Below are 24,839 nucleotides of genomic sequence, written 5' to 3'. Positions count from 1 at the left end.
CTCAACGAGGGCCGGCCCGGCGTGAACGAGCCGGGCCGGCCGTCGACGCTTGCGCTCAGCTGGTAGAGGCCACGACGTTCGGTGTCGACGCGATGCCGGCCGGCGGCACCGGCTCCCCGGCCCGCCGCTCGCGCGCCCACCGGATCCACCAGTAGATGCCGCGCGCCAGGCAGACGAGGGTCACCGCGAAGAACAACGTGTAGACGACGTTGAACTGCATCAGGACGGCGTAGACGATGGCGACCGAGGATCCGAACATGAACTGCCACCGGCCGAGCGACGGCGTCGTGCCCGGGTCGGTGACCATGTAGTTGGTGAACAGGATGAAAGCGACGCCGGTCATCACCCCGAGCGAGGACCAGAGCGCCACGTCCCAGATGAAGTGCCGGACCAGGGCCTGGATGACGAAGGTGCCGAGCCAGCCGAGGATGAGCGGGATCTTCTTGGTGAGCATCCCGTTCAGCACGGTGCCGGCGGTGAGGATGATGATCGGGATCAGCATCCGGAAGGTGTCCGGGACCTCTTCGGTGAAGTGGTAGGGCGGGGCGACGTTGACCCAGGAGAAGGCCAGCAGGGTCACCGTGATCCCGAGGTTCGAGGGATTCATGAAGTGCCGCATCCGGCCCTTGATCGGCGCCTGCAGCACCGCCTTCTGTCCCACGGCGACGACGACCGCGAAGGCGATCGGCCAGAACTTCGAGTTCGCGTAGAGCAGCATGTTCGCGGCCAGGGCGGTGATGTGCGTGGGCAGCAGGAAGGTGTACAAGCCCCAGAGGCCGTTGCCGGAATAGCCGGCCGGCCGCCGGTAGGCTCGCGCCGAGATCCATTCCACGATCAGCTCGGTGCCGTAGCCCACCGCGAGGGCGAACAACGGCCACGTCCAGGGCTGCTCGAAGCCGAGGACCGCGTACCCGAGAATGTTGAAGACCGACATCGAGATGGCGAAGTTGCGCAGCGCCATGTAGCGGGGATCGCGCCGGTCGACGCGCGGGACTGCCCGCGGGTCGGGAGCGGCCGGCACCGTCGCCGGCGCGGTGGCCGGACTGACCGGGGCCGGACTGTCGGCCACCAGCGGTGTCGCGCCGCGACCGATCGCGCTGATCTGACGGGAATCGGTCATCGCGAGGTCACCTCCTGAGCCTGATCGGTGAGCATGAGGTCGTGCCAGCCCGGGGCCAGGCTGACTGTCTGCTGCTGAACGGCTCCGTCCGCCGTACGCCAGGAGATCTGCGCCGAGACCGGCTGGGCGCCGTTGTCCCCGAGGCCGAAGAACACGTCGAAGCTCCGCTTCCCGGAATGGCCGCCGCCCCCGTCGAGCTGGGCCACCTGGGTGTGCCCGCTCGCGGTGGTGATCCGGACCTGGGCGCCGTAGGCCGGCGAGCCCGGGTTCTGCCCGTCTCCCGCCGCCGCGGAGCCCGCGAGCGGGCGGTAGAGCCGCAGCCCGAGGAACGGCTTGGTGTCACGCAGTTCGTTCTTCCAGAACTCCGGCGCGCCCCACTGCCGGGCCACCGCGAAGTCCTGCGCGCCGTTGCCCGTGGTGTCCGCGACGGCGATGCCGCGGCTGGGCGTCGTGTCGGTCATTCCCAGCGACGACGCGATGTTGGTGTAGTGGTCAGCGCTGTCCCGGACCCAGAACGCGAACGGCTGGGACCCGGCGATGTCGTCGCCCGGCCGCTGGTGCGGCCACATGTCCGGGTTCTGCAGCATCAGGTCGTTCGTCGCGGCCAGTTCCTGCAGCCACGCCCACCGGTTGATGGTCCCCTTGACGAAGCCGGCCGCCTGCACGACGGACAGGTTGCCGCTGTTGTCGAAGTCGGCCGTCTTGGCGTCCCAGCCCCAGCCGGTCCAGGCCAGCCCCGAGTCCGCCGCGTCGTTGTCGAAGGGCGCGTCGCCGCGGTTCAGCTTCTCCCGGGCGGCGGCCTGCGACGTGGTGTTGTTCTTCCAGTAGAAGTTGCTCTCCTCCAGGCCCCACGACGTAGTGATGTTGCTGACGAAGCCGTCGAACGACCCGGTGCTGCCGAGGTCGCCGAATTCGACGCCCATCCCCTTGAAGGAGTCGTGCCCGACCACCAGCGACTTCGGGGTGAAGGCGCCACGACGGCCCTCGGCGAGCTCGAACTTGATCTGCCCGGGCACGGAGGTGTTGTGGAAGAAGCGGTCCTGGCCGAAGTCGTTGGCCACGTAGAGCTCGGGCAGCAGGTCGCCGTCGAGGTCGGTCGAGGCCGCGGCGAGCGTCCAGCCCGTCGTGTACGCGGGGTCGACAGCGTCCTTCTGCTCCTCGAAGGTCACCTTGGGCTCCGGCCCGCCGGTGGCCGACGTCCAGTGCAGGATGTGCAGGCCACCGGCGTTCTCGGCGCGCGACAGCGAATGGTTCATCTGCACGTTCGGATTGCCGTACGGATCCAGGACCGCGGTCTCCGGGAAGTAGTTGAAGACGCCGACGTCGGGATGCCCGTCACCGTCGAAGTCGGCCACCGCCACGGCGTTGGTGTTCCACAGCGCCCCGTGATAGTCGCCATCGGTGGAGGTGGACTGCCCGACCAACTCGGTCGGCTGGAAAGCGCTCATCGTCAGCGCCGTGGCCCCGGGGCGGTGCAGGTAGAGCACCGGGGTCCGGCCCCAGTAGTAGACGATGAGGTCCATGCGGCCGTCCGCGTTGAAGTCGCCCGGCACGCAGCCCATCGGCGCCATCGTGTCGCTCTTCGGCAGCGGCGCCGGGTTCAGCGTGAACGGGGCGTAGGTGCCGCCCGATCCCGGCACGGGGGTGACGATCGCCTCGTCGCTCCGCGTGTCGACCAGGCAGAGATCGTTGGCGACACCGCCGCCGTCGAGGTCGTTGACGGCGATCGCGGCCCCGACCGACGAGATCCAGGACCGGATGTGCTCGTACTTCGAATTGACCTTGCGTACGGTGTTGCTGGGCAGGCCGGGCGGCAGGGCGATGGCCATCTTCTGGAACTGGAACCGGGACGCCAGTGACGCCCGCTCGGCGGCCGAGGCGCCGGGCAGGCGCGCCACGGTGAAGAAGAGGCCGGCCAGGGCGAGCACGAAGACGACCGGGGCGAGCCGGCGTAGCGGTCCGACAGGTTGGCTGGGCAAGAGATCCCCCTTGCTTGGTGGGTGACACCGATGACGGAGTTGGCCTCCGAGCCGCGAGGAGAGGCGGCGGGCCGATCACCGGGCGGCGGCGTCGTTCTTCGCGTCCCGGCTGGTTCGACCATGCCGGAACGGGCACCCCGGAGCATCTCCCACTGTGCTGGGCGGAAAGTCACTGCGCACGCAGGAAGACGCGCCCGGCGCCGCGGCCGCGGAAACGCCGGCACGTCCGTCGGGTGATCACCCCGCCTCGGGTCACGGCCCGGCCCGGTCGCTACCCCGGGCACCGAGTCCGATCAGGCCCTACGGCACGGTGGGCACGGCCTCGGACCTACGCCGCTCCGGGCGCATCACGCCGGCGCTGGCCGCGACGAAAACGGCCAGGACGACGGGAATCCACAACGCCGTGGGGAGCCCGACGACGGTGGCGGCCGCGCCGATGAGGATCGGACCGACCAGGAACCCGACGTAGCCGATGCTCACCACCGTCGACAGGTTGCGGCCCGAGCGCTGCGTGTCGCGGCTGCCGACGGTCGAGAAGACCTGCGGGGCGATGCCTGACAGCCCCAGCCCGAGCAGGCCGAAGCCGACGACCCCGGCCACCGGGCGGTCGATCAGCAGCCCGGCGCCCAGGCCGGCCGCGGCCACCGCGCCACCCAGGCGTACCAGCAGGACCGGACCCAGGGTGGCGGCCAGCCAGTCACCGAAGACCCGCCCCACCGTCATCATGATGGCGAAGGCGGCGTAGCCGTACGCGGCGAAACCGGGCGTCGACAGCAGGTTGTCGCGCAGGTAGACCGCACTCCAGTCGGCCGCCGCGCCCTCACCGACCAGGGTGCAGAGCACGAGCACGCCGAAGAACACCACGATCAGCGAAGGGCCGCCGGACCGGTCGGCACCCGGCTCGGCACCCGGCTCGCCGACGGCGGGCCGGACCGGCAGAACCCACAGCGCCGCCCAGGCCGCCAGGACGAGGACGCCCAGGCCGGTGGCGGCGAAGGTCGGGCCGACACCGACGGAGTGCCGGGCGAACTGGCCCCCGATGAGCGCACCGGCGAAACCGCCGATGCTGTAGATCGCATGGAACGAGGACATGATCGGGCCGCCCCACCCGCGCTGCACCTCGATCGCGTTGGCGTTCATCGCGATGTTGAGGGTGCCGTGCGCGGCGCCGAAGCAGAAGACCGCGACGCACAGCTCGGCCAGGTTGCCGCTGAACCCGACCGCGGCCAGCAACATCCCCTCCAGCAGCGCCGCCACCGCCAGCAGCCGGGAGCTGCCGACGCGGTCGGACAGCCGGCCCAGCAGCGCGAGGCCGAGGATGCAGCCGGCGGCGAAGGAGAGCAGGACGAACGTCAGCCGCCCGTCGCTCAGGCCGAGTTTCTGCTTGATCGCCGGAATGCGCGCCGTCCAAACACCCAATGCCGTTCCGAAGAGCAGAAAGGCGAGCGACGTGGCAATTCGCCCCCGCCAGAGCCGCCGGCGATTCCACGGGGCGTTCTCCATGGCTCCTCCAGACATCGCGACTGGCCACGCCCTTGATCGTGCCCTCACCAAAGGCTCACTGAAAGCGTGCTGAATCTCCATCCTATTCACGCCGAACTCAGGCTGAAACCGGACGGTCCACCGTGGACCTCGTCAGTTCCTCGACACCATGGGGGTTCCAGGCGATGCCACAGGACAACAGTTCGATCAACACGCCGAACGGCAACGGCGACGCATCGGCCGGGGCGGTGGCCCGGATCACCGCGCGGTTCCGCCGGCCCGACGGATCTCCCGACGCGCTGCGGTGTGGCCAACTGCTCGCCGGCGGCGCCGGCGCGGCCGGGCGCCGCCTGCTCGACGGGCTGGGCGACGGTGACGCCCTCCCGGCCACCGCGCACGCCGCCGCAGCCGAGATCGCCGACTGGAAGATCATGCTGACCGGCGCCGAGACGGTGGCCGTGCTGCTGGCCGAGGCGGGTGTCAGCGAGGTGTTCGTCTACGCCGGCACCTCCGAGCTCGCGCTCTGCGACGCGGTCGACCAGGCGTCCGGCATCCGGGTGGTCAACGGCCGCGGCGACAAGGAATCGGCGTTCATGGCGGCCGGCGCCTCGCTGCTGAAGCCGAACGTCGGCGCCGCCATCCTGCACGGCGCGCGGGGCTTCACCAACGCCGCCGGCGCCGTCGCCGACGCCCGCCGCAACGAGGCCGGCACCGTCTACGTGGTCGGCCTTCCGTCGACCGGCTCGACCCGCTTCCTGCCACCGCACGGCGAGGCGGACCTGTCGGAGGGGATGAGCGCGTTCGCCAGCTGGTCGTGGGAGGCGCCGCCGGTGCCCGACGGCGAGGCCGACCGGCGGCGCGCCGCACACCGTTTCGTCGCGCAGGTCCGGCACGCTCTCGCCTCGGTCGCGCAGGCGCCGCACCGGCCCGCGCTCGTCGGCGTGCCGCAGGACGTGGCCGAGCAGCGCTGGATCGACGTGACGGAGTTGACCACCCCGCCCGCCGGGCCACCGGCCGCCGTCGCCGACGAGGCGTCGATCGAGGCCGCCGTGCGCGTCCTGCGGTCCGCCGAGCGCCCGCTGATCCTGATCGACGACTACGCCCTGCGCCACGACGGCGTACGAGCCGGGCTGGACCGCCTCAGCCAGGCCGTGGGGGCGCCCGTCCTGCAGGTGCGCTACCGGCGCGGCCCGATGCTGTTCGAGCGGCTGCGCACCGACGAGGTGACCAACTTCGCGGGCTGGCTCAACCAGTTCAGCGCCGCGCACATGGACCTGCTGAACGCGGCCGATCTGCTGGTGACCGTCGAGGACCGGAACATGTACGAGCGGGTCGTCGGGCGGCTCCCGCGGTGCACCAAGATCGCGATCAACACCGATCCGGAGAAGGTGCTCAAGAACGAGTACCTGGGCGACGGCGACACGATGTTGGTCGGCACGCCCGGGGCGATCCTGGACCGGCTGGCCGACCGGCTGGCCGACCGGCGTCCGGCCTGGTTCCCGGACGGCGCCAGGGAAGCCGCCCGGGTGACCCCCGAGCCGGCCACGGCCGAGGTGGCGGAGGCGCGCGGCGCCATCGTCGGTGCCCTCGCCGGGGTGCTGCGGGAGTGGCACAACCCGGTGCTGATCGACGACAGCCAGATGTTCGGCGGCCTGATCTCCGAGAGCTACGACGAGCTGCCGGCGGGACTGCGCGTCTTCGGCGGCCACGGCGGCTTCGTCGGCGGTGGCCTGCCCATCGCCACCGGCCTGGCGATCGCCCGTACCGATGTCCGGGTCATGTGCACCCTCGGCGACCAGGCCTTCACCAACTCCTTCCAGGGTCTGGTGGCCGCCCTGCAGGAGAACGCCCGGATCGTCTTCGTGGTCTGCAACAACGGCGAGTCGGTCTCGCTCAAGAAGCAGGCCGCGGCCTCGTACGAGACCCGGCCGCGTCACTACCTCAGCAACGTCAGCGGCATGCGGTACCGCGCGGTCGCCGAGGCCCTCGGCGTCGCGGCCGAGCGGGTGGCCGTGCCGATCGGCGGTGACCCGGAGGAGGTCCGGACCGGCCTGACCGAATTCTCCGCCGCCCTGCGGCGCGCGGCCCAGGTCGACGGGCCGAGCCTGGTCGAGCTGGTCCTGCCGTCCGACCCCGCCGTGTGGCGCGGCATCTGGCTCACCCAGGGCTTCGAGCAGATCGCGCCGGCGGCCGCGTGACACCGCGGCCCCGCCCGGCTCCCCGCACCGCCTACTCACCGGAGGTTCCCATGTCGCTTCTCGTCCCCACCGACCCCGCCGTCCTGGCCCGGGCCGTCGCCGACAACCTCGTCGTGGCCGCCGACCCGGGCGCCCGCCGCTCCGGCCTGTACTACTGCGAGCTGGCCCAGCCGTTCACCGACGCGGTGGTCGACACGGCCCGCCGCTCTCCCGTGGAGCACGTCCGCGAGCTGAGCGAGGCCGTCCTCACCCAGCCCGACCGGCCCGCGCCCTACTTCGCGTTGCGCCAGGCCCTCACCGAGATCGACGGACCCGGGCGGGACGCGGTCCGGCCCCTGCTCGACGCGGGCTGGACGGCCGAATGCCGATCGCGGGTCGGTTACCACATCGGCCGGAACTACGATCCCGGCACCGCGGCGGTCGACATGGCGGAACTGCGCGAGCTCAGCGCCCGCGTGGCGGCCGCCCCGGCCCGGCGCGGCGCCGGCGACCCGGACGTGCTCGTCGTCATCCCGTTCCAGGACCGGCACACCGGCGGCAAGCGGCTCTACAACCTCACCGCCTGCCTGCTGGCCCTGAGCGACCAGTCGGTGCCGCGTGACCGCTACCGGGTGGTGGTCGTGGAGTCCGACGCCGAGCCCCGCTGGCGGGAGAGCATCGAACCGCTGGTCGACGAGTATCTCTTCGCGCCCAACCCGGGCGTCTTCGCCAAGTCGTGGACGGTCAACGTCGGCGTGGTGCACGCGTCCGCCGGCGCGCAGGCAATCTGCATCCTGGACGCCGACATCCTGGTCGAGCGCGACTTCATCGAACGCAACATGGCCCGCTTCCGCCGCCCCGGCACCGCGGGGCACATCCCGTACCGGGACATGGTCTGCCTGGACTACGCGGCAGCGGCGGCCGCCATCGCCGACCGGCTGCGCGACGGCCTGGCCGAGCCCGACCGGGACCGGCTGCGCGCCTTCCACCTGCGGCGGCCGCCGGGCGCCTGCGTGTGGGTGCGCACGTCGGCCTTCCACAACATCGGCGGGATGGACGAGCGGTATCAGGGCTGGGGCGGCGAGGACAACGACTTCGCCTACCGGATGGACTTCGCCTCCGCCTTCGACACGTACGACGATCCCAACCTGCACATGCCGCACCCGCCGGCGTCCGAGCTGCGGGAGGACGGCGAGCTGGTCAACGCCCACATCCCGCCGCTGAGCTGGCGGCCGCGGGAACCGATCGGCCGGCTCGACCTGTTCGCGTCCGCGTTGGCCTAGGGATACGCCGATGGACAACCGCCATTTCCTCATCGTCACCGGCCAGTCCGGCGCCGGGCGCACCGTGACCGCCGACCAGCTGGAGGATCTGGGCTGGCACGTCGTCCGGAACCTCCCGGCCGAGCTGGTGCCGGACCTGGACCGCGTCACCCGCGCCGGGGACCGCACCGCGCTGGTGCTGGGGCCGGCCCGCGAGGATCAGGTGCAGCCGACGGCACGGCTGCTGCGGTCCTCGGGCGCCACGGTCACCGTGCTGTTCCTGGCCGCGTCGCCCGAGACGCTCGTCCGGCGCTACAACGAGACCCGGCGCGTGCACCCGCTGACCGGTGGGGACACCGAGACCCATCTCCTGTCGGCCATCGAGCGGGAGACCGAGCGGCTCCGGCCGGTCCGCGAGGCCGCCGACATCCTGCTCGACAGCAGCGAGCTGAGCAAGCACGGCCTGCGCCGGCGGGTGGCCGCGATGTTCGGCCCGGAGAGCGGCAGCCGCACCGGCACGGTGCACGTCACCTTCGTGTCGTTCGGCTTCAAGCACGGCCTGCCGCTCGACGCCGACCTCGTCTTCGACTGCCGCTTCCTGCCCAACCCGCATTGGGTCGAGCGGCTGCGGGCGGGCACCGGTCTCGACGAGCCGGTCCGCGACTACGTGCTCGGGCAGTCGGCCGCGCCCCGATTCCTGGACCGGGTGACCGATCTGCTGACCGACCTGCTGCCGTCGTTCGCCGCCGAGAACAAGGGCTTCGTCACGGTCGGGATCGGCTGCACCGGCGGACGGCACCGGTCGGTCGCGATTGCCGAGGAGGCGGGCGACCGGCTCCGGCGGCACGGCGTCTCGGCCGCGGTCCTGCACCGGGACCTGGGCCGATGAGCGGCGGACCGCACGTCGTGGCGATCGGAGGCGGCCGCGGGCTGACCGCGACCCTGCGGGCGGCGCGCCGCTACGCGGACTCGGTCATGGGCGTCGTGGCCACCGCCGACGACAGCGGCTCGACCGGTCGCCTCCGCACCGCCCTGGCCATCCCGGCGCCGGGCGACCTGCGCCGCTGCCTGGCCGCGCTGGCCGACGTGGACGACCGCCCGCTGGGCCGCGCCATGGAGCACCGGTTCGCCGGCACCGACGTGGCCGGCCACACCCTGGGCAACCTGCTGCTGGCCGCGCTCTTCGAGGTGACCGGCGACTTCGTCGAGGCCACCGACGAGGTGGCCCGGCTCATCGGGATGGACCCGGCGCGGAGCCGGGTGGTGCCGGCCACCGCCGAGCCGGTGCACCTCACCTGCACCACCACCGACGGCCGCGAGGTGAACGGCCAGTACGCGATCTCGAAGACCCCGGGCATCGACCGCCTGGCGCTGGACCCGCCGCAGGTCAAGACACCGAACGGCGTGGTCGATGCCATCCACCGGGCCGACCAGGTCGTGCTCGGGCCGGGTTCGGTCTACACGTCGATCCTCGCGGCCGCGCTGGTCCCCGAGGTGCGCGTGGCCCTGGCCACCACCACGGCCCAGCGGGTCTACGTCTGCAACATGGAACCGGAGCCGGGCGAGACCGAGGGCTACGACGTGGCCGCCCATGTGGCAGCGCTGAGCCGCCACGGCGTGGAGGCCGACATCGTGCTGGTTCCGGACGGCACCTCCCTCGCGCTCGGCGACGTCCGCCTCCCGGTGGTACGCGCCGACCTCACCGGAACCGGGCAGGCCACCCACGACAGCTGGAAGCTGGCCGTGGCCCTGGCCGCCATCGTCCCCGCACGCACCGACGAGAGGTGACTCCCACATGTCCTTCTTCACCCTGGCCTGTGCCTTCCACGACACCCCGCGGCTGCTGGAACGGACGCTGCCGCGCGCGATCGAGACCCTGACCCGGCCCACCCGGCACGACTTCGAGGTGATCCTGGTCGCCGAGCGGTCCACGCCCGAGGTGGCCCGTGACCTGATCCCGCGCCTCGACGATTACGGCGTTGACGAGCTGCGCTTCCGCCGGACGAGCCGCAACGCGTTCTCCGGGGCGCCGTCCAACAACTTCCACGGTCACCACTTCACGACGACCAGCCCCTACCTGATCACCTTCACCGACGACACGTTCATGCACAAGACCGACCCCGACTTCGACGTGCTGGACGCGGTGGCCACGGTGTTCGAGCGCCATCCCGAGGTGGTCATGGTGAGCAAGGTGGACGACCACGAGGAGTGGGACTGGCCGCTGTTCGACGTCGGACCGGACGTCGAGATCGGCGTCCGGTCGGTCAACCGGGTCGTCGACCAGTTCATCGCGTACGACACCGCCCGTTTCGCGCCGGTGGCGCGCCGGTTCGGCGGCTTCGAACGGGACATCTTCGTCGCCCAGAAGGGCTTCGAGTACCAGTGGGAGAACCTGGCCAGCCACGTCGGCACCAGCGGCGGCCGGCGGATCGCCTATCCGGAGGGCTGGCCGCTGCGCGTGCGGCACAGCGATCTGCGAACAGTGCCCGGCTCGATGCACGGCACGCAGGACGAGGACGTGAAGCTGGCGTGCTTCGAACGGCTCCTCGCATCGGCCGGCACGACGAAGCACTGACCCGTTCGCGGTACGCCGGGGGCGGTCATCCCGCGTACCGGCAACTCGGCGCGCAGCCGGCCGGCCAGCGACAGGCGGCCGGCTGCGCGGGCAGCCGGAACCGGGACACGTCGTCGTCCCGGATGGCGCGCTCCAGCCGGCGCAGGCCCGCTCCCGGTTCCAGGCCGAGCTCGCCGAGCAGCGTCGCCCGGGCCCGGCGGTAGGCGATCATCGCATCGGTCCGGCGACCGGCGGTCAACAGCGCGAGGACCAGAGCCTCGTGCAGGTTCTCGCGCAGCGGGTGCTCGATCACCAGGGCCCGCAGGCGTCCGACGGCGCCGGTGACGTCACCGCTGCGCATGTCGGCGGTGGCGGCGAGCTCCTGGAGGCCGAGCCGGGCCTCGTCGAGCCGTTCGCGCTCGGCGGCGATGAGCGGCCCGGCCGGCACGTCGGCGAAGGCCGGCCCGCGCCACAGCGCCAGCGCCCGGTCGGCCGTCAGCCGCGCCTCGGCCGGGCGCCCCTCGGTGACCTGCCGGCGGCCCAGCAGGACCAGCCGATGGAACTCGTCGGCGTCACCGGCCGCCGCGGGCAGGGACAGCTGATAGCCGCCCGCGAGGGTGTGGATCTCCAGACCGGCGGCCTTGGCCGGCTCGAGGATGCGGCGCAGGTGGAACACGTACTGCCGGACGAGGCTGACCGCCGTACGCGGGGCCTGCTCCCAGAGCTCGTCGACGATGCGGTGCAGCGGGACCACCCGGCCCGCGTACAGGAGCAACACCGCGAGCACGGCGCGCTGCTTGCCGGCAGCGACGGTCAGGGTCGTTCCCGCGGTGATCTGCAGCGGGCCCAGCGTGTTGACGCGCACGGCCGACATCAATGCGACTCCTGACTCGTTCCGCGCCGGACCCGGGCATGGCCCACCACGCGGCCGGACAGAGCTCCGGTCACGTGGCGTTCGAAGAAGGGGCGGGCATGTCCCGGGAACGGCCGCGAGCAATTCACCGATCGGCGAGACCGGTTACGAAGAACTGCGCGCGATGATCGCTTTTCCCGGGCTCACGATAGCCCGATGATTCACCGTGGCGGGAGGTCCCGGACCGAGGTGAGCATCCGTGAAGAAGCCCCGCGACGGAGAGCCACGGCCGATGGTCACCGGCCGATTCCGGTCACTTCCCGCGGCGGTCGACGATGGCGTCCACGGCCCGATCGGCGCGGTGGCTGCCGTTGACGGTGTCGAGGATGCCCAACTCGGCGAGGCGATCCTGCTCGGCCTCGGACAGCGTCTGGATGGAGCCGACACGGGCGGCCACGCCGGGGCGGGTCGCCCGCAGTCGCAGGAACCCGGCCAGCCCGGCCAGCAGCAGGCCGAGGAACACGTAGGGCAGGTACTTGTAGGCGCCCGGCGGCACGGGAACGAGGTTCTTGTAGATGACGTAGAGGATGCCGAGACCGGCGGTCGCCGAGAGGACGACGGCGGCCGGGGTCAGCGCCCGGATCCGGCGCAGCCACAGCGGCGTCGCGATCGCCACCAGCAGGTACGCGAACAGGTAGGCGTAGCTGGAGGCGACGACGACGTACACGTTCCACTGCAGGCGGCCGATCGAGCCGACCGTACCGATCAGGCTGATGACGAAGCCGATCACGCTGACCAGGATGATCGCCACGTGCGGGGTCCGGAAAGCGGAGTGCACCCGGCCGAGCGCCGCGGGCAGCGCGCCCTCCCGGGACAGCGTGAACAGGCTGCGGGCCCCGGAGTTGATCACGGCGGCCGAGAACACGATCATGGCCGGGCCCAGGGACAGGTTGATGACGTAGGAGACCCAGTGGACGCCGGCGTTCTGGGCCACGACGGGCAGCGGCGTGCTGTCGGCGTCCAGCGGCGTCGGGCCCTGGAAGCCGAGCACTTCGGGATAGGTGGCCACCAGGTAGAGGGCCGAGAGCACCAAAACCAGGCGCAGGACGGCCCGCGGAACGTTGCGGTGGGCGTCGCGCGCCTCGTGGCCGAGAGAGGCGGTGCTCTCGAACCCGGCGTACGACCCGACAGCGGTCACCGCCGCGATGAGCGTGGCGCTGTTGCCGAGGTGGTGCAGGGCGAACTGGCCACCGTCGAGGTGCGCTCCGTGGCGTACATAGGACGCCACCAGCACAACGGCGATCGCGAGCAGGGACAGGATCTCGAAGAGCAGGCCCAGTCGCACCGATACGGTCACCCCGCGGAACGGGAGGTAGAAGGCGGCCGCCGACGCCAGGACCAGCAGCAGGACTCTGATCACCAGCTGGTCGGCGGGCACGCCGACCTCCTGCAGGAAGTCGCTGAAGTAGAGCACCGCGCCGAGCATGCCGGCCGCCGTGAAGCCGAGGTAGCCGAGGATGAGCGCCCAGCCGGTCACGAAGGCGGCCACCGGCCCGAGCCCGTTGCCTGCGTAGGTACCGAGAGAGCCGGACGAGACGGTGCGGCGCGCCTGGTAGGCGATCAGGGCGGCGATGAGATAGACGAGGATGCCGCCGATCACGGCGGCCCAGAGGGCGCCCTTGCCGGCGACCAGGAACAGCGCCCCGGGAATGCCGGCGATGGTGACGCTCGGCGCGGCGGCCGCGAGGCCCTGGGCGAAGACGCCCAGGCCGGAAACGGCGCCGGCGCGAAGGCCGGTCACCGTAGGCGGCGGGCTCGCCTTCTCGGTCAGCGGATCTTCGGTCGTCATGGCAAGGCCTTCCTCTCCGGACGGCGGTCGCCGCACGTGCCGAGCCGCTCGGGTGGCGGTTGCGGTGGCCGCGGGAAACTTCCGATCGACTCGGCCGCAAGAGTCATGACCGTCACCGTAGAGGCGGCCGGTGGCTCCGCACTTCCTCGAGGATGCGCACTTCGCCGGCCCGCCAGAGATCCTCGGGAAGGGGGAAAGGGCCAGTCCTGACGAGCGAATCCGGTGGCGCGCGTCGATGTCCTCGGTGCGGGAACACTAGGGTCTGTCTGGGAAGCCGGAGGAGGAAAGGGACATCATGGGGCAGCCGACCGCCTGGGGAGCGGAGGACCGGGAGATCCTCGTGCGGGCGTTCCGGGAGGAGTCGGGGCGCATCGTCGCGGCGCTGATCCGGCTGACCGGCGACTGGGATCTGGCCGAGGAGTGCACTCAGGACGCCTTCATGGAGGCGTTGCGCACGTGGCCCGAGTCGGGGGTGCCGAGCCGCCCCGGCGCCTGGCTCACGACGGTGGCCCGCAACCGGGCCTACGATCGGCTGCGGCGCGCCACCACGGAGAGCAGCAAGCTGCGCGAACTCGCCGCCCTGACCGGCGACGCCGGCCCGGGCGACCCCGACGACGCCGCCATCCCGGACGACCGTCTCCGGCTCATGTTCACCTGCTGCCATCCGGCGCTGCCGCTGGAGGCCAGGGTGGCGCTCACCCTGCGGACCCTGGCCGGCCTGACCACCGCGGAGATCGCCCACGCGTTCCTGCTGCCCACGCCGACCATGGCCAAGCGCCTGGTCCGGGCCAAGCAGAAGATCAAGAACGCGGCGATCCCGTTCCGGGTGCCGCCGCCGAACCTCCTGCCCGAACGTACGTCGGGGATGCTCGCGGTCCTCTATCTGCTGTTCAACGAGGGCTACGCGTCGTCCGGTGGCGTGGACCTGGCCCGTGACACGCTGTGCACGGAGGCGATCCGGCTGACCCGGGCGCTGGTCGAGATGCTGCCCGCCGAGCCCGAGGCGGCCGGGCTGCTGGCGCTCATGCTGCTGCAGCACTCCCGGATCCGGGCGCGGGTCGACCCCGCCGGCGACATGATCACTCTGGAGGACCAGGACCGCTCGCTCTGGGACCGTGCGGAGATCGACGAGGCGCTCGCCCTGCTGGACCGGACGCTGAACCGCCGCCGCATCGGTCCCTACCAGATCCAGGCGGCCATCGCTGCCTGTCACGCCGAGGTGTCCCGGGCCGCCGACACTGACTGGGCGCGGATCGCGTCCCTCTACGCGCGCCTCGCCGAGATGACCCCGTCACCGGTGGTGGAGCTGAACCGGGCGGTCGCGGTGGCCATGGTCGACGGGCCTGAGACGGCCCTGCGGATGGTCGACGACCTGGACGCTTCCGGCCGGCTGCGCGACTACCACCTGTTGCCGGCGTTGCGGGCCGACCTGCTGCGCCGCCTCGGCCGCCGGAGCGACGCCGCCGCCAGTTACCGGCGGGCGCTCGGGCTGACCGCCAACGACGCCGAGCGTCGTTATCTGAGCCGCCGGCTGGAGGAGGTGACCGGCGCCGCCCGGGCGTGAGCGCGCCGCGAAGTACTGACCGGTGGAGAAAGTTCGGAGCGGGTGGTCCATCCGCGGGGTCCGCGTTCGTCGTTGTCCCGTACCCCCATGATCTGGCGAACTGGAGGACCGGTGACAGGCCAGTACACGTGCGACACCGTCATTTCGTCCGGCGACGGCCGGACCGTCCCGCTCAGCCGCGCCCTTGCCGCCGGGAGGACGCGATGACCCCGGAGACCCGCCGGCAGACCGTGGTCCGGCTGACCCGGGACCGGCTCGAGATGGTCCGGCTGACCCGGCGCGCCGGCGCCCCGCTGATCGTCACTGCGGTGCTGGTGCACCTGGTCGCCGGCGTGTTGCCGCCGGCGTTCGTGGTGTTCTCCTCGATCCTGCTCGGCAAGGTGCCGGCCGCGGTCGACGCCGGCCTCGGATCGCCGCAATGGGACGACCTGGTCATCGCCTTCCTGCTGGCCGCGGCGGCCTTCGTCGGGCAGCAACTGGTCGCGCCGGTACAGGAGTTGCTCGGCCAGCTCATCGCGCGGCGGGTCGACGGCCTGGTCAGCGACGAGCTGATGGGCCTGGCCACCGGCACCGCCGGGATCGCTCCGCTCGAGGATCCCAGCCTCGTCGAGCACCTCCGGGTGGGCGCCCGGGAACTGGAGAACTGGCTGTTCAGCCCCGGCGAGGCGTGCGCCGGCCTCACCGCCCTGATCGGGCGTTACACCCAGCTGGCCGGTTATGCCGTGGTGGTCGGTGTGGTGCTGTCCTGGCCCGCGGCTGCGGCGCTGGCCGGCGCCGTGGTGCTGCAGCGGTACGCACAGCGCGGTGGCCTGCGGAAGTTCGCCGAGGAGCGGTTCCTGCTCGACCCGCAGGAGCTGAGGAACGACTACCTGCGCGAGGTTGCTGTCGCGCCGGGCTCGGCCAAGGAGATCCGCGTCTTCGGGTTGCACAACTTCTTCGTGGACTTCTGGCGCGGCAGCTACCTCGACTGGCTGGTGCCGGTTTGGGCGGCGCGGCGGCGGATCTACCTGTGGCAGTTTCTCCGGATCACGGCGCTGGGCCTGTTCATCGCCGGCGTGGTGTTCGCCTTCGCGGGCCGGGAGGCGGCCCAGGTGGCAGCCGGCCTCACCCTGACCGGGTTCGCGATGGTCATGCAGGCGGCGCTCGGCGCGCTGCGGCTCGGCGAGTACTGGCCGGAGTCCGACCTGCAGACGGCCCTCGGCATGCATGCCTACAAGGAGGTCCTGCTCTTCCGCGAGGGAGTCGCCGGGTACGCCGGGCAGGCCGCCGGGGTCGTGGTGGCGCCACCGGCCCCGCCGACCGGGACGATCGAGTTCGACCGGGTCGGCTTCCACTATCCGGGCGACCGTCGCATGATCTTCGAGGAGCTGAGCCTGTCCATCCCGCTCGATCGCTGCACGGCCCTGGTCGGCGTCAACGGCGCCGGCAAGACCACCCTGGTCAAGCTGCTCGCCCGGCTGTACGAGCCGACCTCGGGAGCCATCCGGCTGGACGGGACCGACATCCGCTCGTTCGAGCTGGAGGAGTGGCGGTCCCGGCTCGGGGTGATCTTCCAGGAGTTCGCCCGGTTCGAGGTGTCGGCGGCCGACAACGTCGGCTTCGGCGCGGTGGAGCACCTCGGCGACCGGGCCGGGATCCGGTCCGCGATCGAGGCGGTGAACCTGCACGACGCCCTCGACACCCTGCCCCGCGGCCTGGAGACCCCGCTGGCCCGGCACCTCGTGGACGGCGCCGACCTGTCCGGCGGGCAGTGGCAGCGGGTGGCGCTCGCCCGGGCGCTGTTCGGCCTGCGCCACGGCGCCTCGATCCTCGTTCTGGACGAGCCGACGGCCAGCCTGGACGTCCGCGCCGAGGCCAGCTTCTTCCGGGAGTTCATCCAGCTCACCGAGGGTGCCACGACGTTGCTGATCTCGCACCGGTTCTCCACCGTGCGGCAGGCCGACCACATCGTGGTGCTCGACGGCGGCCGGGTGGCCGAGCACGGCAGCCACGAGGAGCTGATGGCCCGGGACGGCGAGTACGCACGACTGTTCCGATTGCAGGCCGACCGGTTCACCGACGAGAGGGCGAGGACGGCATGAGGACGACGCTGATCGGGTCCTGGCGGCTGCTGGCGATCTCCTGGCGAGCCGACCGCCGCAAGACTCTCGCGGCGACCGGCCTGATGGTGGCCGGCACCGTGGGTGGTCCCCTGCTGGCCCTGATGCTGGGCCTGATGACCGACGCGGTCATCTCCGGTCACGTCACCGCGGCCGTCTGGTACGGCATCGCGGTGGCGGCCCTGGCCGTCGTCAGCCTGACCTTCGCGCACTTCGCGCACATCTTCTACACCGAGCTGGCGGAGCTGGCCGAGCTCGAGGTGGTGCGCGATCTGATCCTGCTGACCAACGGCTCCGAGGGCATCGAGCACCAGGAACGGGCCGAGTACGCCGACGAGCTGACCGTGCTGCACCGGGAGAGCCGCGGGCTGATCGGCGCCCTGGAGTCGCTGTTCGGGATTCTCGGGCTGGTCCTGGCCGTGGTGTTCACCGCGTTCCTGCTGGCCGCGCTGAACCCGGTTCTGCTGCTGCTGCCGATCGCGGCGGTGCCACCGCTGCTCTGCGGGCGCTGGGCCGAGTCGCGGATCGACCGGGCCAAGACCGACACCGCCACTCCGACCCGGATCGCCCTCAACCTGTTCCGGTTGTCCACCTCCGCCCGGTTCGCCGGCGAGCTGCGGGTCTTCCGGCTCCGCGACGAGCTGCGCCGGCGGCATCTGCGCGAGTGGGAGCGGGCGAGCCGGGGGCTGGTCCGCTCCTACGGACGGGCCGCCGCGGTCCGGACCCTCGGGCAGGTGATCTTCGGCCTGGCCTACGTCGCGGCGGTGCTGCTGGTGGTGCGGGAGACCATCGCCGGCCGCCGCAGCATCGGTGACGTGGTCACCGTCATCGTCCTCGCCACTCAGGTCAACCAGCAGGTCACCGCGGCGGTCACGCTGCTCGCCACCCTGCAGCGGATGGGCAGCATGCTGCGCCGGTTCGACTTCGTGCGCAAGCTGGTCGCGGTCGACCACCCGGTGCCGGTCGACCAGGCGCCGCCGGAGCGGCTGAGCAGCGGGATCACGCTGACCGAGGTGAGCTTCACCTATCCGGGAACCGGCGAACCGGTGCTGACCGACGTGTCACTGAGCCTGCCGGCCGGGGCCAGTGTGGCCATCGTCGGCGAGAACGGCGCCGGCAAGACCACCCTGGTCAAGCTGCTCTGCGGCCTCTACCGGCCGACCACCGGGCAGATCCTGGTCGACGGCATCGACCTGCGCCGCATCCCGGCCGAGTCCTGGCGCGAGCACCTGGCCGCGGGCTTCCAGGACTTCGTCCGCTTCGAGCTGCTCGCGGGCCAGGTGGTCGGTCTCGGTGACGTGCCCCGGATCGGCGACGACGGCGCCATCGCCGACGCGCTGGACCGGGCGCAGGGCAGTGACGTCCTGCGGCAGTTGGAGCAGGGGCTGGACACCCAGCTCGGCAAGAGCTACACGGAGGGCACCGAGCTTTCCGGCGGCCAGTGGCAGAAGCTCGCCCTGGGCCGGGCGCTGATGCGGGAGAACCCGTTGCTGCTGGTGCTCGACGAGCCCACGTCGGCGCTGGACCCGCAGGCCGAGCACCGGTTGTTCGAGTCCTACGCCCAGCAGGCCGAGCAGCTGAGAGCCGGCACCGGCGCGATCACCCTGTTCGTGTCGCACCGCTTCTCGACGGTGCGCATGGCGGACCTGATCATCGTGTTGCGCGACGGCCGGGTCGTCGAGACCGGCAGTCACGACGAGCTGATGCGACGCGGCGAGCTCTACTACGACCTCTTCAGCCTGCAGGCCCGGGCCTACCGTTAGCCGGCCTCACTCGGGCCGGAACGGCCGCAGCTCGACCACGCCGAGCCGGGCGACCGGATGCCTGGACGCGGCCTCGATCGCCTCGTCCAGGTCGGCGCACTCGATGACGTCGAAGCCCGCGATCTGCTCCTTGGTCTCGGCGAACGGGCCGTCCGAGATGAGCACCTCGCGGTCACGGACCCGTACCGTGGTGGCGTCGCTGACGCCCTGCAGCTGCCCACCGGCCCGCCAGACGGTGCGCCCGTCCACATCGGCCCACGGCCCGGGGCAGTCCGACATGGTCGCGGCCTCCTCCGGCCCCAGAACCAGCGATTCGTCGACACAGACCAGCATGAGGTACTTCATCGATGTCCCTTCTCCGTGCCCGCGTCCGCCTCCACGGTACGACGGCCGGTGGACGGCAAGGAAGGAGATGCGCCTCGCCGGGCGTCGCGCCGACCATTGCAGGATGCAGCCGTTTCGCGTAGAGATACCCGAGTCGCAACTGAACGATCTCCGTCGCCGGTTGGACCAGACCCGCTGGCCGGAGAAGCTGCCCGACGCCGGCTGGGAACGGGGGGTGCCGACGAGTTATCTCAAGGACCTGGTCGATCACTGGCGCACCGGCTTCGACTGGCGTGCCGTCGAGGCCCGCCTGAACGAGTACCCCCAGTTCACCACCGACTTCGACGGCACGACCATCTACTTCCTGCACGTACGTTCGCCGGAGCCGGACGCGATGCCGATGATCATGACGCACGGCTGGCCGGGCTCCGTCGTGGAGTTCCTCGACGTCATCGGGCCGCTGACCGATCCCCGGGCACACGGCGGCGACCCGGCCGACGCGTTCCACCTCGTGATCCCCTCACTGCCCGGGTTCGGCTTCTCCGGCCCCAACCCGAACGTGGGCTGGAACAACCCTCGTACGGGCCGGGCCTGGGCGGAGCTGATGAGCCGTCTCGGCTACGACCGTTACCTCGCCCAGGCCGCCGACTTCGGCTCCGGGGTGTCGCTCGCGCTGGCCGGCGTCGACGAGGAGCACCTGGCCGGGCTGCACCTCAACACGCTGCCCACGCCGCCCAGCGGTGATCCGGGCGAGCTCGACGACCTCGACGACGAGGACCGGGCCCGGCTGGCGCGGTCGGCCCGGTTCGTCCGGGACCTCGCCGGATCGATGAAGCTGCAGGCGACCCGGCCGCACACGGTGGCATACGCGCTCACCGACTCGCCGGTCGGGCAGCTGGCCTGGATCGCCGAGAAGTTCAAGGACTGGACGGACTCGGCCACCGCTCCCGAGGACGCGGTGGACCGTGACCGCCTCCTGGCCATCGCCAGCATCTACTGGTTCACCGGCACGGGCGGCTCCTCGGCCCAGTTCTACTACGAGATCGCCGAGAACCTGCCGATCAACGTGTCCACCGGACGCTATCCGGCGATCAAAGCGCCGCTCGGCGTGGCCGTCTTCCCGCACGCGCCGTTCGTGCCGATCCGGCGCTTCGCCGACCGGGACTTCCCGTCGATCGTGCACTGGAGCGAGTTCGACCGGGGTGGCAACTTCGCCGCCCTGGAGGAGCCGGACCTGTTCGTCGAGGACGTCCGGGCGTTCCGCCGGCTGATCAAGGAATGACATGACCGAGCAGGCCACGACGGAGGACTTCCGGGCGCTCGGCGCGCGGCTGAGCAACTGGGGGCGCTGGGGACCCGGCGACCAGCGCGGCACCACCAACCTGATCACGCCGGAGCGGCTGGTCGCGGCGGGCCGCCTGATCCGGCGGGGCAAGGTGTTCGACCTCGGCATCCCGCTCGACGAGAACGGGCCGCAGCCGGGCGGTGGACGGATCAACCCCGTCCACCTGATGTCGGAGACCGGTGCCGAGCAGGTGTTCCCGGGCGGGTTCCGGTTCGCCGACGACTACGTCTTCATGGCGCTCCAGGGGTCGTCGCAGTGGGACGCGCTGTCGCACGTCTACTACGACGACCGGATGTACAACGGCTTCCCGGCCGGCGGCGTGACCGTCCGGGGCGCCGCACACTGCGCGATCGACCAGCAGAGCCCGGGCATCGCCGGGCGTGGGGTGCTGCTGGACATCGCGGCGCTGAAGGGCGTCGACTGGCTGGAGGCCGGCACCGTCATCACCCCCGAGGACCTCGACGAGGCCGCCCGGCGGCAGGGCGGCGTCGAGGTCGGACCGGGTGACATCCTGTTGTTCCGCACCGGCTGGCGCCGCAAGTTCCTGCGCGACGGCGACCGGAACGCGTTCATGGCCGGCGAGCCCGGCCTCGGTCAGGCCTGCTGCGCCTGGCTGCGCGACCGCGACGTCGCCGCGGTCTGCTCGGACAACTGGGCGATCGAGGTGCTCCCCGGCGAGAACCCGGACGCGCTGCTGACCGTCCACATGGTCCTGATCCGGGACATGGGCATGACGCTCGGCGAGATCCTCGACTTCGAGGAGCTCGCGGCCGACTGCGAGAACGACGGGGTCTGGGAGTTCTTCTTCGCGGCGCCGCCGCTGAAGGTGAGCCGGGCGGTGGCCTCCCCGATCAACCCGCTGGCCATCAAGTAGACGCGACACCGGAAACGGGCTCCCCGGCCGGCGGCCGGGGAGCCCGTTCGTCACGCGCTCACAGATACAGGGTGTCCGGCTCGAGCCCGCTCAGCACGCGGCCGTACAGCTCGAGGTTGGTCTCGGGCTGCATCAGGGCGTGCATGTTCATCGCCTCGATGTCATGGGCGATGCGCTGGATCGGCTCACTCGTGTAGATGGAGGAGCCGCCGCTGGCGCGGCGCACGATGTCCACCGAGTCCTGGGCCAGCCGGCAGGCCCGTCCCATGTCGACCCGGGCACGGGCCCGTTCCTCGACCGTCCAGGGCTGTCCGGCGGCGTTCTTGGCGTCCAGCTGCCCGGCGAGCCGCTGCGCGTGGAACTCGGCCTCGTCGGCGAGCAGGACGGCCTCGGCCAGCTTGAGATGGGTCACCGGCGCGGCCGCCTGCGACCGGTACGAGGTGTAGGTGATGCCCCGGCCGGCGATCCGCTGCCGGAACCGGTCGACGGCGGCCCGGGCCATGCCGACCGCGAGGCCGGACACCGAGGCCGCGGCGGTCGCCACGAGCGGAGCGCCGTAGATGCCGGCACGGCCCGCGCCGTACCCCTCGGGCAGCGCCGGCGCGAGCGGCACGACCCTCGCGGCCGGGACGAACAGGTTGTCGGCGATCGTGGTGATGCTGCCCGACCCGCGCAGGCCCGACGTGTGCCAGTCGTCCACGACCTTCAGGTCGGAGAGCGGGGCCAGGGCCATGACCGGCCACGGGTCGCCGCCCGGGCCGGGAGCCATCGCCACCAGGATCTGCCACTGGCTGTGCGGCGCTCCGCTGACGAAGCCCCACTTCCCGGTCACGAGGAAACCGCCGTCGACCGGCTCCGCGCCGGCCGACGGGCTCAGGGTTCCGCACGTGCGTACGTCCGCGTCGGCGAAGACCTCGGCGCGCACCTCCGGCGGGAACAGCGCGGCCATCCACGAGGTGATCCAGCCGACCGAGACGGTCCAGGCCGCGGAGGCGTCGGCCCGCGCCAGCTCGGTGGCCACCGCGACCATGGTGGAGGCGTCGCACTCGTATCCACCGTCGGCCACCGGCACCCGCAGCCGGAACAGCCCGGCTTCGGTCAGCGCCTCCACCACCGTGTCGTGGATCCGTCGGTTCTCCTCGTTCCACGCGGCGTACTCGGTCAGCACGGGCGCCAGTTCCGACGCCCGGTGAACCCATTCGATCTGCGTCGGTAGCTCGGTGGTCTCCACCGCGTCCTCCTCGAAACCTCGGTCCAGGGACGTCGTCCGGGCGTCCCTTGCGGACAATGCGCGGTCCAGAACGCGAACCGGCCGTTATCCGAATTCTCGGGTGTTCGAGGCGGCGCTTCACCTTCCTCCGTGCGGCTCGACGCCGCTCTATTCCTTGATGACGGACAGGATGTTGCCGGCCGGGTCACGGAACCAGGCGATCAGCGGGCCGCCCTGACGGAACACGCCGTCGTCGTCCACGCCGTCGAACTTCTCCAGCTCCACGCCGCGCCCACGCAGCCACTCCACGGCCTCGTCGATGTCGTCGACCGGGAAGTTGAGCATCGTGTAGGTGGCCGGCTGGTGGTCCGCCTTCGGGTAGACGAGAACCTGCCGGTGGCCGGCCAGCTGCAGATGCAGCATGCCGTATTCCTCGGTCACCGGGATCCCGAGCGTGTCGCGGTAGAACTTCTCGGCACGCGGGATGTCGTCGACCGAGAACCCGTTGAACGCCACCGAGCCGGCGAGCAGCCCGGAGCCACCGCGTGCGGCGGCACGGTACGCGGCGTTGAGCTCGATGACCTGCACGTAGTTGCCGTCCGGGTCGGCCAGCGTGCCGAACAGGCCGTCCTTGCGCTCCTCGAGCGGGGCGATCCAGGTCACGCCGATCTCGTCGAGGTGAGCGGCCACCTTCCGGGCGTCGGGAACCTCGAAGTTGAGGATGACGCGCCCGGGCTCGGCCGTCGTCGCGGCGACGTCGTCGCGGCCGTCCACCAGCACGTCGAAACCATCGAAGTCAATGAAGCCGGACGGCAGCAGCACCGGGTCGAACGCTGTGCGATACCAGGCGAGCAGCCGTTCCGGGTCGGCCGAACCGAGCAGAATGCTGCCGAGTCGTGACGTTGCCATCCGGAATCCTCCAGGTAGGGATTGATCGACCTTGATCTTCAAGTCTATCGGGAAACGCTGTTCGTCCCGTGTATCAACGCGGGTGTGAGCCGCACCGATCCACCGATCCGGGCGGCCTCCGCCAGGATCTCGGCCGACCAGCGCGGCCACAGTCCGGCCAGGCGCGAGGTCACGATCACGACGTCCACTGCGCCGTCGGGCAGCTGGGTACGGATGCCGATCGCGTGGTGGGCCGCGCCGAGCCCGGCCACCGCGTCGGCGTCGAAGTCGAACGCCACCACCCCGGCCGGCTCCCCCGGCAGCCGGCGGCCCGCGCCGAACACCGCGACGCGCCCGGGCGGCAACTCCGGCAGCAACTCGGCCACCTCCGCCGCCACGTCGAGGGAGCGGGCCTTCTCGGTCCAGGCCATCAGGAACCGGTAGTGCTCGTCCACGTCGAGCAGGTCGTCGTCGTTGTTCAGCAGGTTCCAGGCGAGCTCGGTCGCCGGCTCCGGATACCTGGTCATCATCCGACGCATGTTCAGCATGGTGCTGGCCAGCGCGTCGGCCAGGTCGGACCGCTCATGCGGCGCGTGCACCGCCCAGGCCTCCCGGCTGAGCCGGAACCCGAGGCCCGCCCGGAACAGCCGGAAGCCCAGTTCCACATCCTCCAGGCCCCAGCCGCTCATGCCGTCGTCGAAGCCGTCCACCAGCCAGTAGTCCTCGGCGGGCACGGAGAAGTTGAGCGACCAGAGCAGCACCCACGGGGCGACCATCCGGCTCAGATCAAAATCGGTCTTGGCGTACGCCGCGTGGCGGGCATCGGAGAAGGGCCGCTTGTCGCGGAACCGCTCGACGACGACCTCGGGCAGCGATTCGGCGATCGCCTCGGCCAGGCCGTCGACGGGCTCGTTCTCGAAGTCGTAGCCCCAGGTGTAGCCGAGCACGACCAGCCGGTCCGAGCCGGCGTGGGCCGCGAGGTGCGCGGCGAGGAAGCCGGGCCCCACATAGACGCCGGTGTCGAGGAAGACGAGGATCGGCGCCGAGGCCAGCCGGGCGCCGGAGTTGCGGGCCAGCGCCACCCGATAGCCCTCGTCGGGCTGGTAGTGGTACTTGATCCGCAGCTGTCGGGACGCCTCCTCGACGACGGCGCGGGTGTCGTCGGAGGAGCCGTCGTCGGCGACGACGACTTCGAACTCGTCGGCCGGGATGGTCTGCCGGGCCAGGTTGCGCAGCGTCTCGCGCAACATGCCCTGTCGGTTGTAGGTCGGGATGACCACGCTCACCCGGGGTACCGGATCCGCATCGCTGGTTGCCGCCACTCGAACAGTATGCGAACCGGCCGGCCGGCTCTCACCTTCCAGAGTGCCGCCCGGGTCGCATTCATGGAGGTGATCCCCGGCGAGGGCTGGGTGACGCTGCTAGACGTCGCCCAGATCCCCGAGGAGAGCCATCGTGAGCGGGTCACGCGTTTCCGTGATCATCCCGACGTACAA

At 71.4% G+C, this 24,839-nt stretch carries 19 protein-coding genes; 10 read left to right on the top strand and 9 right to left on the bottom strand.

Annotated elements, in window-relative coordinates:
• Nucleotides 1-55 precede the first annotated feature (55 nt).
• The 3 genes from Acy02nite_RS41630 to Acy02nite_RS41620 form a co-directional block, all read right to left on the bottom strand.
• Nucleotides 56-1,120, bottom strand: coding sequence for an enediyne biosynthesis protein (locus Acy02nite_RS41630; protein WP_203754452.1), 1,065 nt, complete (start codon nt 1,118-1,120; stop codon nt 56-58).
• Nucleotides 1,117-3,099: a CRTAC1 family protein gene (locus tag Acy02nite_RS41625; protein WP_203754451.1), complete on the bottom strand. Its 1,983-nt coding sequence runs from the start codon at nt 3,097-3,099 to the stop codon at nt 1,117-1,119. The genes Acy02nite_RS41630 and Acy02nite_RS41625 overlap by 4 nt, the downstream gene beginning before the upstream one ends.
• A gap of 300 nt (nt 3,100-3,399) precedes the next feature.
• Nucleotides 3,400-4,602: an MFS transporter gene (locus Acy02nite_RS41620; RefSeq protein WP_203754450.1), complete on the bottom strand. Its 1,203-nt coding sequence runs from the start codon at nt 4,600-4,602 to the stop codon at nt 3,400-3,402.
• Between the two features lie 164 nt (nt 4,603-4,766).
• Here Acy02nite_RS41620 and Acy02nite_RS41615 point away from each other — a divergent pair, with 164 nt between their 5' ends.
• From Acy02nite_RS41615 to Acy02nite_RS41595, 5 genes are read left to right on the top strand one after another with little or no spacing between them, the layout of a single operon-like run.
• A complete protein-coding gene (locus Acy02nite_RS41615; protein ID WP_203754449.1) occupies nt 4,767-6,779 on the top strand; it encodes a thiamine pyrophosphate-binding protein in 2,013 nt (670 codons plus the stop codon).
• A 50-nt stretch (nt 6,780-6,829) separates the two neighbouring features.
• The gene (locus tag Acy02nite_RS41610) at nt 6,830-8,041 is read left to right on the top strand and encodes a glycosyltransferase family 2 protein (RefSeq protein WP_203754448.1); all 1,212 of its coding nucleotides are present in this window, start codon (nt 6,830-6,832) and stop codon (nt 8,039-8,041) included.
• A gap of 10 nt (nt 8,042-8,051) precedes the next feature.
• Nucleotides 8,052-8,909, top strand: a complete 858-nt coding sequence (gene rapZ / locus Acy02nite_RS41605) for an RNase adapter RapZ (RefSeq protein WP_203754447.1) — start codon at nt 8,052-8,054, stop codon at nt 8,907-8,909.
• Nucleotides 8,906-9,808, top strand: coding sequence for a gluconeogenesis factor YvcK family protein (locus Acy02nite_RS41600; RefSeq protein ID WP_203754446.1), 903 nt, complete (start codon nt 8,906-8,908; stop codon nt 9,806-9,808). Before rapZ ends, Acy02nite_RS41600 begins: the two co-directional genes overlap by 4 nt.
• A gap of 7 nt (nt 9,809-9,815) precedes the next feature.
• The gene (locus tag Acy02nite_RS41595; protein ID WP_203754444.1) at nt 9,816-10,595 is read left to right on the top strand and encodes a glycosyltransferase family A protein; all 780 of its coding nucleotides are present in this window, start codon (nt 9,816-9,818) and stop codon (nt 10,593-10,595) included.
• Nucleotides 10,596-10,620: 25 nt separating this feature from the next.
• Here the strand turns inward: Acy02nite_RS41595 and Acy02nite_RS41590 are convergent, their stop codons facing one another.
• A complete protein-coding gene (locus Acy02nite_RS41590; protein ID WP_203754442.1) occupies nt 10,621-11,448 on the bottom strand; it encodes an AfsR/SARP family transcriptional regulator in 828 nt (275 codons plus the stop codon).
• 292 nt (nt 11,449-11,740) lie between these two features.
• On the bottom strand, nt 11,741-13,276 hold the full coding sequence (locus tag Acy02nite_RS41585; protein ID WP_203754439.1) for an APC family permease: 1,536 nt from the start codon (nt 13,274-13,276) through the stop codon (nt 11,741-11,743).
• A 295-nt stretch (nt 13,277-13,571) separates the two neighbouring features.
• Between Acy02nite_RS41585 and Acy02nite_RS41580 the strand changes: the two genes are divergently transcribed.
• The 3 genes from Acy02nite_RS41580 to Acy02nite_RS41570 all read left to right on the top strand — a co-directional run bounded on the left by Acy02nite_RS41580 (nt 13,572) and on the right by Acy02nite_RS41570 (nt 18,702).
• On the top strand, nt 13,572-14,840 hold the full coding sequence (locus Acy02nite_RS41580; RefSeq protein WP_203754435.1) for an RNA polymerase sigma factor: 1,269 nt from the start codon (nt 13,572-13,574) through the stop codon (nt 14,838-14,840).
• A gap of 203 nt (nt 14,841-15,043) precedes the next feature.
• Entirely contained in the window at nt 15,044-16,921 is a 1,878-nt protein-coding gene (locus tag Acy02nite_RS41575) for an ABC transporter ATP-binding protein (protein ID WP_203754431.1), read from the top strand.
• The gene (locus Acy02nite_RS41570; protein WP_203754428.1) at nt 16,918-18,702 is read left to right on the top strand and encodes an ABC transporter ATP-binding protein; all 1,785 of its coding nucleotides are present in this window, start codon (nt 16,918-16,920) and stop codon (nt 18,700-18,702) included. Before Acy02nite_RS41575 ends, Acy02nite_RS41570 begins: the two co-directional genes overlap by 4 nt.
• Nucleotides 18,703-18,708: 6 nt before the next feature.
• Here Acy02nite_RS41570 and Acy02nite_RS41565 read toward each other — a convergent pair whose 3' ends face one another.
• Nucleotides 18,709-19,047 (bottom strand): YciI family protein, encoded by a 339-nt coding sequence (locus tag Acy02nite_RS41565; RefSeq protein ID WP_203754425.1) that lies wholly within the window; start codon nt 19,045-19,047, stop codon nt 18,709-18,711.
• A 103-nt stretch (nt 19,048-19,150) separates the two neighbouring features.
• Between Acy02nite_RS41565 and Acy02nite_RS41560 the strand changes: the two genes are divergently transcribed.
• Both Acy02nite_RS41560 and Acy02nite_RS41555 read left to right on the top strand, forming a co-directional pair.
• Nucleotides 19,151-20,308, top strand: a complete 1,158-nt coding sequence (locus Acy02nite_RS41560) for an epoxide hydrolase family protein (protein WP_203754422.1) — start codon at nt 19,151-19,153, stop codon at nt 20,306-20,308.
• Nucleotide 20,309: 1 nt separating this feature from the next.
• Nucleotides 20,310-21,245, top strand: coding sequence for a cyclase family protein (locus tag Acy02nite_RS41555; protein ID WP_203754419.1), 936 nt, complete (start codon nt 20,310-20,312; stop codon nt 21,243-21,245).
• A 58-nt stretch (nt 21,246-21,303) separates the two neighbouring features.
• On the opposite strand, the gene Acy02nite_RS41550 is transcribed toward Acy02nite_RS41555, so the two are convergent.
• The 3 genes from Acy02nite_RS41550 to Acy02nite_RS41540 all read right to left on the bottom strand — a co-directional run bounded on the left by Acy02nite_RS41550 (nt 21,304) and on the right by Acy02nite_RS41540 (nt 24,629).
• Nucleotides 21,304-22,476 (bottom strand): acyl-CoA dehydrogenase family protein, encoded by a 1,173-nt coding sequence (locus Acy02nite_RS41550; protein ID WP_203754417.1) that lies wholly within the window; start codon nt 22,474-22,476, stop codon nt 21,304-21,306.
• Nucleotides 22,477-22,623: 147 nt separating this feature from the next.
• Complete coding sequence (locus Acy02nite_RS41545) at nt 22,624-23,364, bottom strand: VOC family protein (RefSeq protein ID WP_203754415.1); 741 nt, start codon at nt 23,362-23,364, stop codon at nt 22,624-22,626.
• Between the two features lie 44 nt (nt 23,365-23,408).
• Nucleotides 23,409-24,629: a glycosyltransferase gene (locus tag Acy02nite_RS41540; protein ID WP_203754413.1), complete on the bottom strand. Its 1,221-nt coding sequence runs from the start codon at nt 24,627-24,629 to the stop codon at nt 23,409-23,411.
• Nucleotides 24,630-24,839: the final 210 nt, after the last annotated feature.

It is taken from the genome of Actinoplanes cyaneus, assembly GCF_016862095.1.
In the GTDB taxonomy this organism is placed as follows: domain Bacteria; phylum Actinomycetota; class Actinomycetes; order Mycobacteriales; family Micromonosporaceae; genus Actinoplanes; species Actinoplanes cyaneus.
The sequence above is the reverse complement of the archived record's forward strand: the minus strand, read 5'-3'. Positions and strand labels throughout refer to the sequence as shown.

Excerpts from the sequence above, each read along its gene's own strand:
- Acy02nite_RS41600 (WP_203754446.1), top strand. The coding sequence starts at position 8,906 with ATGAGCGGCGGACCGCACGTCGTGGCGATCGGAGGCGGCCGCGGGCTG.
- Acy02nite_RS41620 (WP_203754450.1), bottom strand. The coding sequence starts at position 4,602 with ATGGAGAACGCCCCGTGGAATCGCCGGCGGCTCTGGCGGGGGCGAATT.
- Acy02nite_RS41580 (WP_203754435.1), top strand. The coding sequence starts at position 13,572 with ATGGGGCAGCCGACCGCCTGGGGAGCGGAGGACCGGGAGATCCTCGTG.
- Acy02nite_RS41585 (WP_203754439.1), bottom strand. The coding sequence starts at position 13,276 with ATGACGACCGAAGATCCGCTGACCGAGAAGGCGAGCCCGCCGCCTACG.
- Acy02nite_RS41595 (WP_203754444.1), top strand. The coding sequence starts at position 9,816 with ATGTCCTTCTTCACCCTGGCCTGTGCCTTCCACGACACCCCGCGGCTG.
- rapZ (WP_203754447.1), top strand. The coding sequence starts at position 8,052 with ATGGACAACCGCCATTTCCTCATCGTCACCGGCCAGTCCGGCGCCGGG.
- Acy02nite_RS41545 (WP_203754415.1), bottom strand. The coding sequence starts at position 23,364 with ATGGCAACGTCACGACTCGGCAGCATTCTGCTCGGTTCGGCCGACCCG.
- Acy02nite_RS41610 (WP_203754448.1), top strand. The coding sequence starts at position 6,830 with ATGTCGCTTCTCGTCCCCACCGACCCCGCCGTCCTGGCCCGGGCCGTC.
- Acy02nite_RS41560 (WP_203754422.1), top strand. The coding sequence starts at position 19,151 with ATGCAGCCGTTTCGCGTAGAGATACCCGAGTCGCAACTGAACGATCTC.
- Acy02nite_RS41630 (WP_203754452.1), bottom strand. The coding sequence starts at position 1,120 with ATGACCGATTCCCGTCAGATCAGCGCGATCGGTCGCGGCGCGACACCG.
- Acy02nite_RS41575 (WP_203754431.1), top strand. The coding sequence starts at position 15,044 with ATGACCCCGGAGACCCGCCGGCAGACCGTGGTCCGGCTGACCCGGGAC.
- Acy02nite_RS41555 (WP_203754419.1), top strand. The coding sequence starts at position 20,310 with ATGACCGAGCAGGCCACGACGGAGGACTTCCGGGCGCTCGGCGCGCGG.
- Acy02nite_RS41565 (WP_203754425.1), bottom strand. The coding sequence starts at position 19,047 with ATGAAGTACCTCATGCTGGTCTGTGTCGACGAATCGCTGGTTCTGGGG.
- Acy02nite_RS41570 (WP_203754428.1), top strand. The coding sequence starts at position 16,918 with ATGAGGACGACGCTGATCGGGTCCTGGCGGCTGCTGGCGATCTCCTGG.
- Acy02nite_RS41590 (WP_203754442.1), bottom strand. The coding sequence starts at position 11,448 with ATGTCGGCCGTGCGCGTCAACACGCTGGGCCCGCTGCAGATCACCGCG.
- Acy02nite_RS41615 (WP_203754449.1), top strand. The coding sequence starts at position 4,767 with ATGCCACAGGACAACAGTTCGATCAACACGCCGAACGGCAACGGCGAC.